Origin of the sequence: uncultured Duncaniella sp. (genome assembly GCF_910578445.1) — a bacterium.
GTDB lineage: Bacteria > Bacteroidota > Bacteroidia > Bacteroidales > Muribaculaceae > Duncaniella.
In genome coordinates this window covers 13,050-31,681 of sequence record NZ_CAJTQC010000032.1, presented here as the reverse complement: position 1 = coordinate 31,681, position 18,632 = coordinate 13,050, and the positions used below count along the sequence as shown (strand labels likewise).

General features: G+C 48.0%; 11 protein-coding genes and 2 tRNA genes. 10 read left to right on the top strand and 3 right to left on the bottom strand.

The features are described from left to right. Positions 1 to 237 precede the first annotated feature (237 nt). The 9 genes from QZ311_RS11010 (at position 238) to QZ311_RS10970 (ending at position 13,051) form a co-directional block, all read left to right on the top strand. Positions 238 to 1,842, top strand: coding sequence for a hypothetical protein (locus QZ311_RS11010; protein WP_297067843.1), 1,605 nt, complete (start codon positions 238 to 240; stop codon positions 1,840 to 1,842). Between the two features lie 83 nt (positions 1,843 to 1,925). Beyond that, the gene (locus QZ311_RS11005; RefSeq protein ID WP_297067840.1) at positions 1,926 to 4,112 is read left to right on the top strand and encodes a S9 family peptidase; all 2,187 of its coding nucleotides are present in this window, start codon (positions 1,926 to 1,928) and stop codon (positions 4,110 to 4,112) included. Between the two features lie 20 nt (positions 4,113 to 4,132). After that, a complete protein-coding gene (locus QZ311_RS11000) occupies positions 4,133 to 5,470 on the top strand; it encodes a hypothetical protein (protein WP_297067838.1) in 1,338 nt (445 codons plus the stop codon). A gap of 11 nt (positions 5,471 to 5,481) precedes the next feature. Next, positions 5,482 to 6,396 (top strand): tRNA (adenosine(37)-N6)-dimethylallyltransferase MiaA, encoded by a 915-nt coding sequence (miaA, locus tag QZ311_RS10995; protein WP_297067835.1) that lies wholly within the window; start codon positions 5,482 to 5,484, stop codon positions 6,394 to 6,396. A gap of 359 nt (positions 6,397 to 6,755) precedes the next feature. Further along, positions 6,756 to 6,828, top strand: a tRNA-Phe gene (locus QZ311_RS10990). Between the two features lie 15 nt (positions 6,829 to 6,843). After that, positions 6,844 to 6,919: transfer RNA gene (locus tag QZ311_RS10985), tRNA-Lys, on the top strand. Between the two features lie 626 nt (positions 6,920 to 7,545). After that, on the top strand, positions 7,546 to 8,616 hold the full coding sequence (locus tag QZ311_RS10980) for an efflux RND transporter periplasmic adaptor subunit (RefSeq protein WP_297067832.1): 1,071 nt from the start codon (positions 7,546 to 7,548) through the stop codon (positions 8,614 to 8,616). Next, on the top strand, positions 8,616 to 11,747 hold the full coding sequence (locus QZ311_RS10975) for an efflux RND transporter permease subunit (protein ID WP_297067830.1): 3,132 nt from the start codon (positions 8,616 to 8,618) through the stop codon (positions 11,745 to 11,747). Before QZ311_RS10980 ends, QZ311_RS10975 begins: the two co-directional genes overlap by 1 nt. Then, on the top strand, positions 11,744 to 13,051 hold the full coding sequence (locus tag QZ311_RS10970) for a TolC family protein (protein WP_297067827.1): 1,308 nt from the start codon (positions 11,744 to 11,746) through the stop codon (positions 13,049 to 13,051). Before QZ311_RS10975 ends, QZ311_RS10970 begins: the two co-directional genes overlap by 4 nt. Before the next feature lie 95 nt (positions 13,052 to 13,146). Here the strand turns inward: QZ311_RS10970 and QZ311_RS10965 are convergent, their stop codons facing one another. Then, positions 13,147 to 14,064 carry a helix-turn-helix domain-containing protein gene (locus tag QZ311_RS10965; protein ID WP_297067824.1) on the bottom strand — a complete coding sequence of 306 codons (918 nt, stop codon included), beginning with the start codon at positions 14,062 to 14,064 and terminating at the stop codon, positions 13,147 to 13,149. 342 nt (positions 14,065 to 14,406) lie between these two features. Between QZ311_RS10965 and QZ311_RS10960 the strand changes: the two genes are divergently transcribed. Further along, positions 14,407 to 15,852 (top strand): amidophosphoribosyltransferase, encoded by a 1,446-nt coding sequence (locus QZ311_RS10960; protein WP_297067822.1) that lies wholly within the window; start codon positions 14,407 to 14,409, stop codon positions 15,850 to 15,852. A 216-nt stretch (positions 15,853 to 16,068) separates the two neighbouring features. Here QZ311_RS10960 and QZ311_RS10955 read toward each other — a convergent pair whose 3' ends face one another. Together QZ311_RS10955 and QZ311_RS10950 are read right to left on the bottom strand one after the other, a co-directional pair. Continuing rightward, complete coding sequence (locus QZ311_RS10955) at positions 16,069 to 17,304, bottom strand: acyloxyacyl hydrolase (protein ID WP_297067819.1); 1,236 nt, start codon at positions 17,302 to 17,304, stop codon at positions 16,069 to 16,071. Beyond that, positions 17,291 to 18,424: a hypothetical protein gene (locus tag QZ311_RS10950; protein ID WP_297067816.1), complete on the bottom strand. Its 1,134-nt coding sequence runs from the start codon at positions 18,422 to 18,424 to the stop codon at positions 17,291 to 17,293. The genes QZ311_RS10955 and QZ311_RS10950 overlap by 14 nt, the downstream gene beginning before the upstream one ends. Positions 18,425 to 18,632: the final 208 nt, after the last annotated feature.

Here is an 18,632-nt window from a genome sequence, read left to right as displayed (position 1 = left end):
CTGATGCCTCTGCACGTTGAGTAGCACTCAAAAATTATTTAGGACAATATTGGTTACAATTCTATATAAGATAGATGTATTTTGGATTTTTTCAGCTATCTTTGCATTGTGGCGGCCTGCCCCCTGAAGAAAACAGTGATTCAGGTTGTCGGTCTGGCACACCATAACGAGTACACCCTCCCATACCCTGAAACTTATCGGGCATCAGCCCGTCTTTCATCTTAACACAGAGCCAATATGTCTGTAATGACAATCTTCCGTCGTGCATTCGGTTTTTCGCCAGATACCGAAGAAGAGGATGGGGAATATGACCCGACAGTCCCCACCTATGCTGTCAACAATGAGCCGGAGACATCCGCCGAACCGCCGGCCGAACCGACAACCGCTAACGAAGAACCGGAATCCGAAACATCGGACCCCGGAATTGATGACATGCCTAAAGACAATGATGAGGACACCCCCGATGCCAGACTCACAAACGACCTGTTTGACGCGGTAATCGAGCTTTTCAACCGCACGCAGCCTGAATTTGTCAGAGAATGTCTTAATGTAGATGCTCAGCGCCAATACATACTCAACTCCCTGTCCGAATCGCTCCGACAGAGAGTCGACGCAGCCCTGTCGTCCGACAGCAATAAATGGGAAAAAGAACGCGACGAACTTCAGAAAAAAATAGCAGAGCTGGAGGGTGATGAAAATGAGCTCACGGCCATACGTAACGAAAACCGCAAACTCCGTCTGAGCGCCGAACGCCAGAAGCATGCACTTCTCGACCGCATCAAAGATCTGGAAACGCAGCTCGCAAAGCAAGTACAGGAGAAGGAACGCTTTTTCAGCCGCAAACCTTCACACGATGCCGAGGAACTGGCCAAGGCCACAGCCCGCGTCAAAGGCCTTGAAGACGAAAGCGAGTCACTGAAAGCAAAGAATTCGGAGCTGGAGACCCGAGGAAATGAACTCGAAACACGCGGCAATGAACTTGAAGCAAAAATCAAGGAGCTCGAAGCAGAGAAAGCCGACCTGATTTTAAAATCGGCGACACAGGCTCAGGCCACCCCTACCCTACAACCGGAGGATGGAGAGAAGACACCGGCTCAGCAAACGCTCATGTCCGAACTCCAATCAAAGAATTCCGGCCTTGAGGCCAAGGTGGCGGAACTGGAGACAAGGATTCCGCAACTTGAGACCCGGAACTCGGAACTTGAGCAGGAAAAAGAGGCAATGTCAGCCGAATGCGAACGCTTGCGGGCAGAAGTGGTACGCCAGTCGACACTTAAAGAGCAGCTTGAAGTCAAAAGCTCCATGAGCGATGTAATGTTGAATGACCTCCGCAATCAGCTGGCGGCGACACGCAACGAACTTGAACGCATACAGAACGGCCAAGTTGATGTCGTGGGCGAGATTCAGGACAAACTTGAACGGTTTGAAGAAATAAAAGCCCGCAACGAAGCCAAAATCAACGAACTTCAGGAATCAAATGCAACTCTTCACCGCACTATCGAGACAAACCTCTACAATCAGGCCAACAGCGAAATGAAGCTTCGCAGCGAAATCAAAAAACTGAAAGCCGAACTCGCCCGCCGTGCTGAAACTCCTGAAGAACCCCGCACTTATGCCACAGGGCCCGTCACACTTCCAACCCCTTCACCCGAATCACAGAAAACAGCCGAACGTCCGGCCAAACGAAGAGGAAGGCCCAAAAAAGTGCGCATAGACAACACTCTTGACAACACCGAATGGTTTGCCGGAAACCAAGCGCGGAATGACGACCCTGACTTCGGTTATCATGAACCGCCACGCAAACCGGTCAATGACAATGAGGCACAGCTGACACTTTTCTAACACCACTCTCCCATCCCCCTCTCTTTTAATATCACCGCAATTCAACACATATTATATATACATATTCTATCAACGATAGAGACATGAAAAAAATATTTCCATATCTGTTGATGGCTTCAGCCGCCCTTCCGGCTATCTCGGCCAATATATCTGACGACAAAGCCCTCGCTCCATACGTTTTCCCACAGAACTCTTCAGCACGAGTGTCGCGTCCGGCCTACCTTGCCGACGGCCTGAGCTACCTCGCACTGTCTGCCGATGGAAAAAAAGTGGTGAAATACGATACTGCGACCGGCAAAGAAATAGAAACCGTGATGGATGTCACACATACACGCGAGACCACTATCCCGTCAATCGAGAGTTTCGTGCTGAGTCCCGACGGTTCAAAACTTCTCGTCAGCCGCGAACGGAAACCAATCTACCGCCGTTCGTCAATGGCCAAACATTATGTCTACAATATCCGTACGCGCCAGCTGCATCCGCTGTCGGTAAATTTTGAATACCAACGCGAACCGCTTTTCTCACCCGACGGGCGAATGGTGGCTTTTGTCGGGTCGGACAACGATATACATCTCCACAAAATCGATTACAACACGGAAGTCGACGTGACCACCGACGGCATGACCGACAAGGTGATCAACGGTGTGCCCGACTGGGTATATGAAGAAGAATTCACCACGTCATCGTCGATGGCATGGGCTCCTGACAACCTTACGCTCTGCTACATTAAATATAATGAAACGGACGTTCCGGCCTATTCATTCCCGCTCTACGAAGGAACTTGCGACCCGATGGAGCAGTATTCACTCTACCCGGGAGCGTTCACCTATAAATATCCCGTAGCCGGAGAACCGAACTCGAAAGTCAGCGTCCATAGCTACGACGTCGACAACCGCAAGACAAAGAATCTTGACATTCCCGCCACCAACTTCGAGTATATCCCCCGCATCTCCTATGGCGGAAGTCCCGACCGTCTGATCATCGCGACCCTCAACCGCGCACAGACGCGCATGGAGCTTTTCAGCATGAATCCGAAATCCAACGTGGCCAAGTCTATACTCGTGGAGGATGAGGCTGCATGGCTCGAACCGGCTACCTATGAGAATCTGACATTCAACAACGACAACTTTGTCGTCCTTTCGTCACGCACCGGATTCACACACGCCTATCAGTATAACTACGCAGGCACAATGACCCGCGCCATTACGAAAGGCGACTTCGACGTGCTCGCTTATTACGGCGCTGACGCAAAAGGCAACCACTACGTGCAGTCGACCGCCACAGGTCCTATAAACAGGGTGGTATCGCGCATAGACCCCAAAGGTATAATGACCCACATGACACCTGAAAATGGCAATGGCTCAGTATGGTTCACCCCGACCAAAAACTACTACACCGTATGCTACAGCAATGCCCAGACTCCGCCTGTCTACACACTGCGCAGCATAGCCGGAAAGGACATCAGAGTCCTTGAGGACAACGCCGCCGTAAAAGCAAAATATGCTTCTGCTCCAAAACGAGAGTTCTTCACCGTAACAACGTCAGAAGGAATCACAATCAATGCCTACATGATCAAACCGGCCGGATTCTCGGAGTCAGGGTCTTATCCTGTCATCATGACGCAGTACAGCGGACCCGGTTCTCAGCAAGTGCTCGACACTTGGGCAATTGACTGGGTACAATATGCCGCCATGCAGGGATATATCGTCATCTGCGCCGACGGTCGCGGAACAGGCGGTCGCGGCCGCGCATGGGAAACCATCGTCTACAAGAACCTCGGACATTACGAGACAATCGACCAGCAGGCAGTGGCAAAATGGGCCGCCGGACAGCCATATGTGAAATCAGGCAGCATCGGCATCTGCGGGTGGAGCTATGGCGGATATGAGACCCTCATGTGCGTGTCGACACCCTCTACGCCTTTCGCGGCAGCTGTGGCCATCGCCCCCGTCACCGACTGGCGCTACTATGACACCATATACGCCGAACGCTATATGCTAACCCCTCAGGAAAATGAAGACGGCTACCGCGCATCAGCCCCACTGAATTCCGTAGCCAACCTGTCAGTGCCATTGCTGATGATGCACGGCACTGCCGACGACAACGTACATTTCATGAACACCGTCCAATATACATCCGCCCTCCAGTCTGCCGGAAAATGGTGCGACATGTTCATATATCCAAACATGAACCATTCAATCCACGGCTGTGGCGCACGACTTTCGGTTTACTCGCGAATGCTCGCCTATTTTAACTCCAACCTACGTTAAGCTACAAGCATCAGACATACATGGCCCAACATCATCACATTACCAACGAAAAAGCGATCTTCACGCTATGGCTAAACTGGACCATTGCCGTGGGCGCTCTTGCGTTGCCTGAATTTACCGCCCTATTCGTCCCGCGCCAATGGATTCCGTCAATCACTTTCGGACTGATGATCCTGCTCATCCTCTACCGAAACAACGGCAGAAAACTGAGCGCGTCGTCATGCGACCTCATCCAGACCATATGCGTGCGGACTTTATGCACTTCCGCCCTGATAATGGTAATCGTATCCATTATCTATACCCGCCACATCATATCGCTGTTCTATCCCGAAGAACTGCTCAACATGCACATACCCTATCTGACAATCCTCATCCTCGGCCCTGTAGCCACATTCTACTGCCTTTTGTCGGAAATACAAGGCAACAACGCCTCGGTGTGCAGGGAGTGCATCATACGCAACGGGACAGCCTCCGAACGCGGATTTCTCGGAAAAGTCTTTTCGCAGGAGAGCCGCTATCAGGTCAGGACGCTTCTTCTCCTCTCCGCCACCTTAAGTGTGACCGCATGGATATATTACGCGTTCTACTATGTCAATGTAAACCTCAACACCGCCGACCACTTCTTCTATAACTGGATTCCATCCATATTCTACGGTCTATCGATCATCTTCTTCGGCATGAGATATTTCGGACTATGGAGCTACTATTACAACCATATCGAACAGAATCCGCGAGTGTGCATGGACGGTTCGGGCGTACGCTTCCTTATATTTCATGAAGACAACATATTTCTGAGCCGCACCGAAGGCTACCATGACATCCCTGACGGCAACAAATTTGACACACCAGCCGATATAAGCCAGTCGCACTGCAATTTCATAAGTGTCGAAGATGCGGCTGACCACTTTTCAAATCTTACAGGGCTGCCCGCCGAGGACCTCTCGATACGCTTCATGTATAAAAGCACCGACATGTCGGGACAGGCCAACGTGTTCCATTTCATCTGCTGCCTACCGGCCAAAGAAACCATCAGCGAAACTTCTATCCGCGGACAATGGTTCACACTCTCTCAGCTTCAGCGTCTGCTCTATAATCATGAACTCACCAAGATGCTCGCATCCGAAATCCACAGGCTCTACACCATCACCATGGCATGGAAGACCTACGACGTGGATGGAAACCGACTTTATCGAATAAAAAATTACCGCCCGACATTCCGTCTCAAGGGAATTTGCGACTGGGATGTTGACTTCAACGATCCACAATGGCTCGAAGTAGCCCGCTTCAATGAGGACAAGCCCCTGTTCCATCTGCGCAAACTGCTTCACCGTCGTCAGCGTAAAGCAACACAAGTCTGATTAGACCGATAATGGATACACATAAAAAACCGCTTATTGTCATAACAGGGCCTACCGCCTCAGGCAAAACACGCCGGGCAGTGGATCTCGCCCGAAGAATCGGCGCTGAAATAATCAGTGCCGATTCCCGTCAGATATACCGGGGAATGGACATCGGCACGGGAAAAGACTTAGAGGAATACAGCGAAATCCCGGTTCACCTTATAGATATATGCCCGGCCGGCTATAAATACAACCTTTATGAATTCCTAAGAGACTTCCAGACGGCAAAGGCCGACATTGAATCCAGAGGAAAATACGTGGTCCTATGCGGTGGCACAGGGCTGTATGTCGAGAGTGTCCTTAAAGGCGTGCGCCTCCCGGAAGTCCCCGAAAACCCTCAGCTCCGGCGCAGCCTCGAAGGAAAGTCACTTGAAGAACTTACCGGAATACTGGCTTCAATGAAAAACCTTCACAACACCACCGATGTGGATACAGCCAAACGCGCCATACGGGCTATCGAAATTCAGACATACTACAACGACCATCCGGATGCGGCACTCGAAGCCCAACCATCGCCTATCACAGATGCAGTGGTCGTAGGTGTCGACATCGACCGCGACAGCCGTCGCAAGCGCATCACCCAACGTCTCCACAGCCGTCTGGCAGAAGGAATGGTCGACGAAGTACGCCGGCTGCTTGATTCAGGCATCCCCGCCGACGATCTCATTTATTATGGACTTGAATACAAATATATGACCCTCTACCTTACGGGAGAGATGACATATGATGAAATGGTCGCAGGACTCGAAATCGCCATACACCAGTTTGCCAAAAGGCAGATGACATGGTTCAGGGGTATGGAAAAGCGAGGCTTCCCCATTCACTGGCTTCCATACGACCTTCCGTCAGAAACCTTCACAGACGAAGTCATCAGGCTCATATGAAACTGTCCATTATTTTTCATCGGACAACTCAATGACAAAATGCACCGCACCCCAAAAGTTTTATGTCCAACTTTTGGGGTGCGGTGCATAAATATTCATTCCCTCCTGTCCTCATAAATATTTTTAATAGAAAAAACTGCCACGAAGCCTCCGGACCAATTATAAGTCGGAGTCATCAAAAATTCCCGTAAAACCACCAAAAACCCCTCAAAAAACGCTAAAAAAGCTCGAAAATCAACTTTTTTTGAAAAAATCGAAAAAAAGTTACTAAAAAATTTGCACAGTACCGGAAAAGTCCCTACCTTTGCAACGCAAAAACGGAAAAACAACAACGTTTCCTTCTTGTAAAAACATATTTTGGTGCCATAGCTCAGTTGGTAGAGCAAAGGACTGAAAATCCTTGTGTCCCCGGTTCGATTCCTGGTGGCACCACAAAAAGAAAAAAATGACTCCGTAGCTCAGTTGGTAGAGCAACTGACTCTTAATCAGTGGGTCGAGAGTTCGAGCCTCTCCGGGGTCACCACTTCAAAACTCAACTACATAAAAATCAAGTAGTTGAGTTTTTTCATTATAGGTATTTTGGCCTCAAATTGTCCACCAAACTGAATCCTACACCCCACCGATATTAAAATTGGATGTGAGTGGTATGTCTAAAGACGGTTAATTAGAACTTCTAACGGTCAGTTCAACCATATAAATCGTCTAAAAATCTTATCTTGGCATAACAGTTCTTGCAGTGGCCGAGAGATGTCCATTTTAACTAAGATAAGCATATTAATGCCTCGTCAGCAGCATCATATTGAGTAGTGGAAAACATAAAAAAGACTGTATTTGAACTTTTGTGAATGCGTATTGTCAATTAGGCAGGATTTATTGAAGATAGCACCGTAATAAATTATCGCAATCTGCAAACTCGCTAATTTTACAGAACTAAATCAGAATCATACATTATTGAAATATTCACGTAATATAACCGATAATTTGAATCTTGATATAAAGCCGGTGCATTGATAAAACAGCGTGAATAGGGTAAATGGCATGAGAGATGCGAAAAGATATGTGCAGTATCAACAGCAAACCGCCTACCAATTTATTCAGGCCGGTGCATCTTATGCCTTATAAATCGACATGAATAATACAGATAAAGTAATGAGATACAGTAATTTCTTATCGATAGTAGCACTGATCGTGCTGCTATCGTCCTGCGGAAGAGGCGAAAAGGCACAATATCAACAGCCACCTGTCGCCCATAATGTATTCACTGTTCATCCGGAACCAAATGGCATAGAATCAGCAATCACATTGCCGGCTACTGTTGAGGAAGGCCGGATTATTTCAGTAGGATTTAAGACCGGCGGCCAAATTGAGAGAATCTATGTAAAGGAAGGAGACCATATCAAGGCCGGGCAAACAATCGCGTGCCTTGATTCGGAAGATTATGCTCTCGGTGTGTCGTCTCTACGCGAGAAATATGAAAATCTCAAGGCGGAAACAGACCGAATGACCAAACTTCATGCTTCCGGCAATATGAGCGACAACGACTATGAGAAAGCAATGTCAGGATTTCGCCAATTGGGAATTCAGTTGAAGATTGAAGAAAACAGACTCAGTTATTGTCGTCTGACATCACCGGCTTCAGGTATAGTAACAAAAGTCAACTTTGAGAATTCCGAAATGGTTGATGCAGGCACACCTGTCATCGAGCTTATGGACAACAATAACATGGAAGCTATTGTCGATCTTCCGGTTCGGTTCTATGCCTCGCGCAACGATTTCGTCGGATTCATCGGAGAATCAACCATAGCCCCGGATAAAACAGTTTCACTTAGCATGTTGAGTCTGACACCGAGAGCCGACAACACCCAGTTGTATCGGTTGCGCTTAGGTGTCCCTGATAATTCAGGCTTTACTCCCGGCATGAATATCAAGGTCCGAATCCTCAGTCAATCCAATGATGAACGAGGAGTAACCATCCCGTTGAGTTCTGTTTTTGAAAATGACGGACACAGATTCGTGTGGGTTGTAAATCCATCCGACTCCATAATAAAAGCCACTGAAATTGCGACAGAAGGAACAGGCGAAAACGGCATTGTCAACGTTGTGTCCGGTATTACGGCTGAAGACCTTATCATACGCACAGGAGTGCGTCATCTTGTGAATGGTGAAAAAGTAAACATCCTTCAGACCGAATCTGACACTAATCCCGGTAATCTGCTGTAATGGAAAAGTTAGCTCAATTTTTTGTCAAGCGGCCGACTCTTTTCTGGTCGCTCATGGCAGGTATTATCTTATATGGAGTTCTCAGTTATCTTCGGATGCCTAAACTTGAGGACCCCGCCGTACCGATCAAGCAGGTCAGCGTAGTTGCTCTATATCCGGGGGCTGACGCTACAGCCGTGGAACTTGATGTGGCTGTGCCTATTGAAGATGCCCTTCGTACGCTGCCCAATGTCGATAAAATAAAATCGGATGTAACGCCCGGCCGTGCCCTCATCAGTGTAGAGTTCATTAAAGAACTTCCACTTTCTGAAATAGAACAGCATTTCGACCTCGCCCGTCGAAAAGTCTCGGACGTCGCCATGAAATTGCCACAAGGAGCTATGGAACCGATTGTGGTGGACGACATGATGGATGTTTACGGATTGCTGTATGCTTTCTATGGAGACGGATATACGTCAAAGGAACTTGAAAAATATGCAAAACTATTGCGGCGCGAATTGCTGACAGTTCCGGGAGTCAAACGTATAAATATCGGCGGCACACAAAGTGAGGTCATCAATATCGAATTTACACCGGAGTTTCTCAAATCCAATGGTTTGATTCCTACTCAATTGATGCTGGGACTACAAAGTGCAACCGGAGCGGTCGACGCCGGCAAAGTCCGTTCAGACTCCAGAAGGATGACAATGGAAGTCACTGAAGGTGTTAAAGATATCGAAGACATAAAGAATCTTTTATTAAGCACTGCCGATGGCAAAAGAGTCAGAGTTGGAGACGTTGCGAAAGTAACCCGCGAGTATGCCTCTCCGAGAACCAATTCAGTGTATATCAACAATCAGTCTGCGCTTACGATAGCCATTACACTCGAAAATACGGCTATTGTTCCCGATGTCGGCAAAGCTGTCGATGCGAAATTGGCTGAGGTGATGAAGCGTTTTCCTGTCGGGATGGAGACTGACAAAATTTTCTTTCAGCCGGACAAGGTCGATGAAGCAATGGAAAGCTTCATGCTCAACCTTCTTGAATCGGTCCTGATTGTAGTGTTTCTCCTGATGTTTACTATGGGATGGCGATCGGGTGTTATTATAGGATTCGGTCTTGTCTTGACTGTGGCACTGTCATTTCCGGTATTATCGGCTGCTGGAACAACGCTCCAACGCATATCTCTCGGTGCGTTCATCGTAGCGATGGGCATGCTCGTTGACAACTCAGTAGTTATCATGGACGGCATCCTCAGCGACAGGGCAAAAGGACTACCCCAGAATAAATACTTATACCGGATTGGAAAAAACACAGCAATGCCTCTACTTGGGGCAACCATTATAGCCGCCTGTACTTTTTTACCGATTTACATTACACCGGGTTCAACCGGAGAGTTTGCCGGCGACCTGTTCATTGTAATTTGTGTAAGTCTATTGGCCAGCTGGATTCTGGCTCTAATCCAAGTTCCTTTCTGTTCTAAATTCTGGCTGGGGCCGAAAAAGAAAAACGAAAAGGACACTGAAATCTATGGCAACGCACTCTACCGCACCATACGTTCGATTCTGCAATTCATAATCGGACACCGACTAATCTCTATCAGTGGAGCAGTAGCAATCCTTATCATCTCTTTTATAGGCATGTCAAGAGTAAGGGCTGTATTTTTCCCTGACTTTGATTACAAACAGTTTGTGGTTGAGTGCCATTTCCCGGCTACAGATGATGCGGATCAAGTTGACCAACGAATCAGGCAACTTGCCGACTCCGTGAGCCGCATGGACAAAATCGACCGTGTAATAGTGAGCACCGGTGGTGCGCCTGCGCGATATTGCTTTGTAAGGCCCATGCCGACATCCGGTGATAACTATGCCGAACTCATAATTGACTGCAAGGATTACAAGACAATGCAGGAGATGAACCACAAAGTAAGAGAAAAACTGCGTGCAATTGCTCCTGATGCGTATGTGAGGACTCGAAAATACAACTTTTCCATCTCATCGTCACACACAGTCGAAGTCGAGTTTTCCGGACCTGACATTCAGGTGCTGAAGGAGTTGTCACAAAAAGCTGAGAATATCATGCGCAACAGCAAATATGTTGACACATATTCAGTTCAAAACAACTGGAATGCCTCCTCTCCCAACATTCAGTTTGCATTCTCTCAAGCCGACGCACAGCGTGCAGGTGTAAACCGAAGTGACGTTGGTAACGCCATACAAGCCGCCACTGACGGCTACGCCATCGGAGTGATACATGACGGAGACAATATCTTGCCGATACGATTGACAATGCGCAATAGCGACGGCTCCAATCCTACTCCGCTTACATCCATTCCGGTATGGTCAACCCTCAACATCAACATTGATCCATCTCAGATGCAAGGTATGCTGACAGGCGCTACTGCACCCGATGAAATTGTCAGAAACATGTTCCAGACAACGTTGTTGGGCAATGTGGTGGACAGCGCTTCTCTTAAGTATCGTGATGAATATATATACCGATATAATGGGCAACGCACAATTCAGGCAGAAGCAGATCCCGATCCATTTAATCCCGAAGCAACTCCGAAAAAAGTGCTCGAAGATATTTCCGGGCAGATTGAGGCGATTCCTTTACCTCCGGGGTATTCCATGAGATATGTCGGCGAAAACGAAGTGTCAGGAGAAGCATCAGACAAACTGATCGGGCAGATGCCAATTATTCTTATGATGATTTTCATCGTGCTGTTGCTTCTATTCAATAACTGGAAAAAGATTTTTGTGATAATCCTCTGCTTCCCGTTTGTGATGTGTGGCATCGTACCCTTGATGTTGCTAACCGACACCCCGTTCACATTTATTGCACAGATTGGCTGCATGGGTCTGATTGGAATGATGGTAAAGAATGCAATAGTCTTGGTCGATGAAATCAATCGACTTCAAACAGAGGAACACATCGAACCTTATAATGCCGTCATAACTGCAACCTTGAGTCGTGTACGCCCTGTCATGCTGGCTTCGTTTACCACTATTCTGGGAATGATACCACTACTGACGGATGCATTGTATGGCTCTTTGGCTGTAACGGTTATCGGCGGTTTGTTTATCGGAACAATCATAACACTTATGCTTCTTCCGCTATTTTACTCACTTTTCTTCAAGATAAAAAGATGAGAATATTAAAAATTATAACTTTGGTAACGGCTTTGCTTGTTACCGAAAGTCTGTCAGCTATTACGTTGAACGTATCGCAGGCAATAGACCTCGCTCTTGAGAACTCCGAGGAGTTACTCTCTGCAAAAAAAGCAGTTGAACAATCCAGATTGAACAGACAGATTGCCAAAACAGGCTATCTTCCCGGCTTTTCAGGAAATGCGACAGGTATGTGGAGATTGCCTGACAGCAAAACCGATATGGGGATGTCGCTGTGTATGCGCGGTGTATATATGGCAGGAATCTCCCTGACTCAGCCCATTTTTGCCGGAGGCAAAATCATAGCGTCTAATAAACTCGCCGGCATAGGTGTCATTGTTGCGAATGAACAATTGAGGCAGACACGTATAAAAATCAAAGCCAATGCCGAGACATCATACTGGAGCTATGTCGCGGTTTTATCGAAACTTGAGATGATGAACAGTTATCGAGCACTGATTGACACTGCATATTCCCAGACAAAGGCAGCATTCGACGCCGGAATGGCGACAAAAAATGATTTGCTAAGAATCGAAGCCCGTCAGGGACAGGTCAAATACCAGCAGGAACAAGTGGTCAATGGCGTGGAACTATGCCGGATGGCTTTATGCGACGCCCTTGGATTAGCCCTCGACACACCCGTCACGGTGGAAGACTCTGAAATACCTGTCGAAACTGCTTTGGACTTAGAAAACTATGATCTTGATTCCAGACCTGAGATGAAACTGCTTCGCGCCGACATTGAGGCCAAACGTCAGCAGGTGCGCGTGACAAGAGCTGATTTCCTTCCTCTGATCGGATTACAAGCCGGATGGAGCGCAATGGGCAATATCAAACTTGACATGATGCAGCAGGATGCCGATGGAAACTACACACCGGTCTCCAACAAAATAAACGCTGATGGATGGAATATCATGGTGTCATTACAAGTGCCGCTGTTCAACTGGGGCAAAGGTCTGAAAAGTGTTCGACATGCCCGCTTGGAAGTGGATAACGCAAGATTAAATCTCAACAGGAACACACGTCTGCTCGACTTGCAGGTGCGACAGGCGATTGCCAATGTCCGAACCGGGGAGGAACTCGTGCACTCTGCTGAAACTTCTCTCAGACAGGCAGAAGCCGCACTTGCTTCAACAACCCAATCATACCGTCTCGGTCTTGCGACCATAACCGACCTTCTTGACTCACAGGCTCAGTGGCAGACATCGCGAAGCAATCTCATAGAAGCCAAGACACAGCTTCGCATACATATCATTGACTATCGTGCTGCAACAGCCCAAATATAATGAGGCTATGTCCTAATTAAGTGAACCGACCACTAAAAGCTATCTGCCTAACTTTTAGTGGTCGGTTCATTTTGACACAGCCTCAACCTTCTGTCTTATGTGTTTTGCGAATGCTTACGCAGGTAATTACGATATTCTACACCACTCATGTTGAAATGCTGTCTGATATATTTTGAGAACACCGAACAGTTGGAAAATTCCAGACATACCGATATCTCTTTCATCGAAAGATCCGTGTAGCGCAACATCCTCTCAATCTCCGTGTTGAGTATTTCAGTTATCCATTCGCTTGCTGATTTACCACTTGATTCACGACAGATAGCCGACAGATACTTTGGTGATATGTTTAATCTCCGGGCATACTCTTTGACAAAACGAAGGATTCCATTATCTTTTGCCACTAACTGTATAAAGTTCTGGAAAATGACGTATTTATATCCCTGTGTCTGTCTTATCGGCTCAACCGACTGTGTGTCAGGTATTCTCTTAAGGACATCAAAAAGCAGACAACCCACAATGTTTGACACTATGACATCCTGATCCGCAATGTCATCTTCTTTTATCTTGATTTCCAGAATAGAATAATATGCGTCTATCAGGCTTAACATCAGACTGTCAAAGTGGATTTTGACAAACGGTGTCTTTCGATTGGAAAATTTTGTGAAATATCCTTTCTTTGCCGAGTGCTTGGCCACTACATCCGGTGAAAGACAAAGCACTTTATATCGAAAATCCGATGACGATTTCTCATGCCGTAGAATAGTACCGGGCAAACACACCAAGGCATCGCCTGTTTTAACATCAAAAGGAGAATTTGAATTACTTAAGGTAAGTCTGCCATTCAGACAAATGAGAATTGCAACCATTTTAACCTCATAAATGCCTGTCAATGCAGGAAATGACGCATCACCTTCTATCAGAGACACGCCACAGTCTTTATATATCACATCCCAATTAGCAGTAGTCAATTCATCCCATAGGAGTGATTGTATTCGTATGTTGGATTCAGCCATATAATACTGGTTTAACTTACAAAGTTACCACTCGCAACCGCATCAGGCAATGTCGATATTGCCACAATTATTGTAATATACGGAACTCTCGCATCGATAATGCTGCGACAAACGTCATGGCAGACATAACCGGCACGACCTGCACGCCATACATCATCCTCTGTCATATGGATGCTATGCCATAAATAGCAGATCGCCGCCATGCTTTGAGCAGGAAACTTTGCACATGGTCATAAGCAGCCGCAATCGAATTTTAACATTTCGCAATTGCGCCACGTTGAGATTTTTGCTTACCTTTGCACTTTCATTTTTCAAAGCACCAATCATTAAGGAAAATCCACCATGGGAGGTTTCTTCGGCTCTATTTCGACCAAACCCTGTGTCAACGATTTGTTTTATGGCACAGACTATCACTCTCACCTCGGAACCAAGCGTGCGGGAATGGTCACTTTTGACCCCGAATCAGGTTTCAACCGCACAATCCACAGTCTCGAACGCGATTATTTCCGCTCTAAATTTGAAGACGAGCTCGACCGCTTCGTCGGCAATCAGGGGTTAGGAGTCATCAGCGACACCGACCCTCAGCCAATAATCGTCAATTCGCACTTAGGGCGCTACGCAGTAGTAACAGTAGCTAAGATCAACAACATCCGCGACATCGCATCCGAACTGCTTGCCGAACGAATGCACTTCAGCGAGCTTTCAGCAAACAACATCAACCAGACCGAGCTTGTCGCACTTCTCATCAACATGGGAAAGGATTTTGTTGACGGAATCAATCTCGTTTACAAAAAAATCAAGGGCTCATGCTCGATGCTCATCCTCACTGAAGACGGCATTATCTGTGCCCGTGACTACCTCGGACGAACACCGATCGTCATCGGAAAGAAAGAAGGCGCTTACGCTGCCGCGAGCGAGACATCCGCATTCCCCAACCTCGGCTACACAACCGTACGCGACGTAGGTCCGGGCGAAATCGTCAGACTACGGCCCGAAAGCATGGAGGTGCTCCAAGCCCCTGCACGTCGCGAACAGATCTGCTCATTCCTCTGGGTCTACTACGGATTCCCAGCGAGCGACTACAACGGAATCAATGTCGAATACACTCGCGAGAACAGCGGCCGAAAAATGGGCGAGGAAGACCCGACCGAGGCCGACTGCGTATGCGGCATCCCCGACTCAGGCGTAGGACATGCACTCGGCTATGCCGAAGGACGTGGCATCCCCTACCGCCGCGCTGTGCTGAAATACACCCCGACATGGCCACGCAGCTTCACTCCCGGCCACCAGTCGCGCCGCGACCTCGTCGCAAAAATGAAGCTCATCCCCAACCGTGCCATTCTCGACGGACAGCGAGTGGTCTTCTGCGACGACTCAATCGTACGCGGCACTCAGCTCCGCGACAACGTGCGCACATTCTTCGAATGCGGTGTCAAGGAAGTCCATGCACGCATCTCATGCCCGCCGCTCGTCTACGGATGTCCATTCATCGGATTCACCGCCTCCAAAAGCGACCTTGAACTCATCACACGCCGCATCATCAAGGATTTCGAGGGCGACGACAAAGCCAAGCTCGACATCTATGCGACAACAGGCACTCCGGAATACCAGCGCATGGTCAACGAGATTGCCCGCCAGCTCGAACTCACAACACTCCAGTTCAGCAAGATTGAAAATCTGATCGAAAGCATCGGTCTCCCGAAATGCCGTCTGTGCACCCACTGTTTCGACGGCACAGGCTGCAACCCTGACGAAGCATGGCGCGAAGACCACCCCGACGAAAAGTAATCGGACCAATCCGACAGAGCAATTGAGGCTCTGAGACACATAAACAACAAAAATAACAGATTCTTATTCGAGCCATCCGAACAACGAAAGATTGATTGGCAAATACGCCTTTCGGCTTTCACGGATGAAACGTAATAAAAATCTGTTATTTTTGTTATTCCTGAATTTCCGTACCCCTTATATTAAAAATTAAAAGGAACTGTAGTCCACCTGCCATCACCGGCGGTCATGAAAACGGTAGCCCACACCTATCATCAGGTTATTAGGATTCTTGAAACTGTTGAGCTGATAGCCGACATGCAGAAAGAAACTCCGTGCCAGATGGATTTTCAACGCCAGAACCTGATAGAAATTCTTTGCATCCGTGTTGCCAAACAGGTTGTAGCCCATACCTGCATTAATCGAAAAGATAGGCATCACCAGCTCTCCGCGAGCCGACAGACCCCACGAAACCTGATGGAAAAACGGCGGACGGTAGAATTTCGCCTCATCCCCGTAAGTCCCTTCAATCCAATAGCTCCTGATGTCCGAACTCTCGTCATACTGCACATCGAGCGAGACACCGGCACGGAGAAAACGGTTGAAATTATACATCGGAGCGAAATTCAGACCGGCAATACCGAAATGCCCCGGCAGCTCTTCAGGTCCGTTCAGGTCGGCCACCTTTTTACGCACAGCTCCGTAGACAACCAGATCATAGCTCAAATGAGGCTTCACAGGCTCTATCTCCATGTTGTCGGCAAGAGCACACATCTTCCTGTCTGCGTTGAGCGTATATGTCACCCCCACCCTGCCTCCGAGCGTATTGACACCCGGATTCGGGAGCGCCGTGTTTCCGTTTGAATAATGCGTCATATCAATTCCGGCCGTAAGATTCCACTTGGAGTTCAGACGATAGTTTAGCAGGAATCCGAGATTGATATAAGCGTTGACAGGCGACCCGACAATCACATTCATCGGATTATTGTCTTCGTTATACCTCTTCCAGCCGAACGATGCACCGAAATTCCACTCGTAGTCAAACGTCAGATTGCGGGCGAGCCTCACAATCGGCGCTCCCTGAAACAGATAGGCCGTGACCGGCATACCCGTCAGATTATCGGCAAAAAACGTCGTAGCCCCAACGCCGACACCCTGATAGGCTCCGGGATAGAGACGGCCTGTGCGCGTGGCATCAGAATAGCTGAACGAATATTTTAAATGCCCCGACATCGCGCCATCCCTTTCCGGCGAACCGAGATAGGTCCTCTTGACCGCACCGCGCGCCGGAGCGACATACGCACCGCGCACATCCATGCCTATATGATGGATGATTTTATCTCCGTGACCACACGAGTCGGTCTGCGCGGTTTCGGCCACCGCATTGACCGCACACAGTAGCGCAACGGCCGTCAACACCCGGCGGACCGGCCGCATAAACCGGATTATATCTACATTTCTATATCTGTTCATCGAGACTGATTTTTTTATATTTTATTCCATAGCTCCAAGGCTGGTTCACCCGGACTTTCACAGGTATCTCCATTTCTCCGCCGTTGACTGTATTTCTTATTCTCAGGCTGGCAATGGTGGCGATGTCGAGCCTCCTGATTTCAAGCACGCCCCTGAAGCCGGTGTGCGGCGGAAGAGAAATGACATATGCCCTGTCAAACGACGCCCCCTCCCACAGAGCGCTGTCAAATCCGGCCACATCGACCGTCTCATGTAATGAGAACGGGACCTTTTCACCCCACAGCTGCGCCGCGACCATTCCCCCTTCAGGCAGATCTCTGTATGTCGGGATCTCGACATCGGGAAATCCTTTGGAAGCATCAAATTCAATCTTAGGTTTCGGATTTATACTGTAGTCGATATACGCGCGGCAATACCCGGCTATCGGAACTCTCCGGACCACCGTATCTGTCCCCGGATTGTCTAAATCGACCGAAATCGAGTCTTGAGTATAGAGCGTCCTTATTCGCTCCTCCTTGTCATACCTTATGCCGAGCACCTCATAGCGGTCATCAGCCGTCAATGACGGAGCGAGCGTGAAACCGACACTTTCACTCTTGAACGAATAACCCAGAGCTATGCGACCCTCGATTGCATGGCCGGTCAGATTCTTTATGGCCTTGACAGTCATCTTCCCTGAACCGTCCCAGCCCACCTCAAACTCGGCCATGAAATTACTTAGCTTCATGCTACGTACATGCTTGGGAGTTTCGCCCCACACATCGTAAAAGCTGGCATAGGAGTCATATCCAACGTTCTCGACCTCGACATTTCCGGCAGCATCATATCTTTCGATAATAAAATCGTAGTCATTTTCCATGTAGACCGGATACGGCTCGTCAAGTTCATTCCAGAGCCATCCGGAAGGCCTGAAAGCTTCGTCCCTGCCTGTTTCCGGCAGAATCACGTCAATCCAATCAAGATATTCAGTCGGGAATGTAAATGTAGCCTCACCGCCGGCCGGAATGTCAAGCTGACTTTCCGAAGGCGAAGCGACCTCACCGACAAATATTTCGTCGTTACAACCCGTAAGCAATAAGATTGAAACGATGATGAGAAATTTTGTGCATAATGTGTCCATAGGTTTTTCAACACTGCGTTTTCATAAATAACCGGCAGACAGGCCCGTCAAGAGGCACTACCGCACGACCCACAAAGGTAACTAAATAAACTTTATACAACATATTTTCAACCACAAATTTATCTTATTTAATCTTAAATATATATCCCTGCCACCCCTTCTGACCAAAAAAGAGGCAAAAAGTCCACGCCAATAGCTCTAATTAAAA

Bases quoted from the DNA above. Each gene is read 5' to 3' on its own strand.
- QZ311_RS10975 (WP_297067830.1), top strand. From the start codon at position 8,616: ATGGAAAAGTTAGCTCAATTTTTTGTCAAGCGGCCGACTCTTTTCTGG.
- miaA (WP_297067835.1), top strand. From the start codon at position 5,482: ATGGATACACATAAAAAACCGCTTATTGTCATAACAGGGCCTACCGCC.
- QZ311_RS11005 (WP_297067840.1), top strand. From the start codon at position 1,926: ATGAAAAAAATATTTCCATATCTGTTGATGGCTTCAGCCGCCCTTCCG.
- QZ311_RS10955 (WP_297067819.1), bottom strand. From the start codon at position 17,304: ATGAACAGATATAGAAATGTAGATATAATCCGGTTTATGCGGCCGGTC.
- QZ311_RS11000 (WP_297067838.1), top strand. From the start codon at position 4,133: ATGGCCCAACATCATCACATTACCAACGAAAAAGCGATCTTCACGCTA.
- QZ311_RS10965 (WP_297067824.1), bottom strand. From the start codon at position 14,064: ATGGCTGAATCCAACATACGAATACAATCACTCCTATGGGATGAATTG.
- QZ311_RS10980 (WP_297067832.1), top strand. From the start codon at position 7,546: ATGAGATACAGTAATTTCTTATCGATAGTAGCACTGATCGTGCTGCTA.
- QZ311_RS10950 (WP_297067816.1), bottom strand. From the start codon at position 18,424: ATGGACACATTATGCACAAAATTTCTCATCATCGTTTCAATCTTATTG.
- QZ311_RS11010 (WP_297067843.1), top strand. From the start codon at position 238: ATGTCTGTAATGACAATCTTCCGTCGTGCATTCGGTTTTTCGCCAGAT.
- QZ311_RS10970 (WP_297067827.1), top strand. From the start codon at position 11,744: ATGAGAATATTAAAAATTATAACTTTGGTAACGGCTTTGCTTGTTACC.
- QZ311_RS10960 (WP_297067822.1), top strand. From the start codon at position 14,407: ATGGGAGGTTTCTTCGGCTCTATTTCGACCAAACCCTGTGTCAACGAT.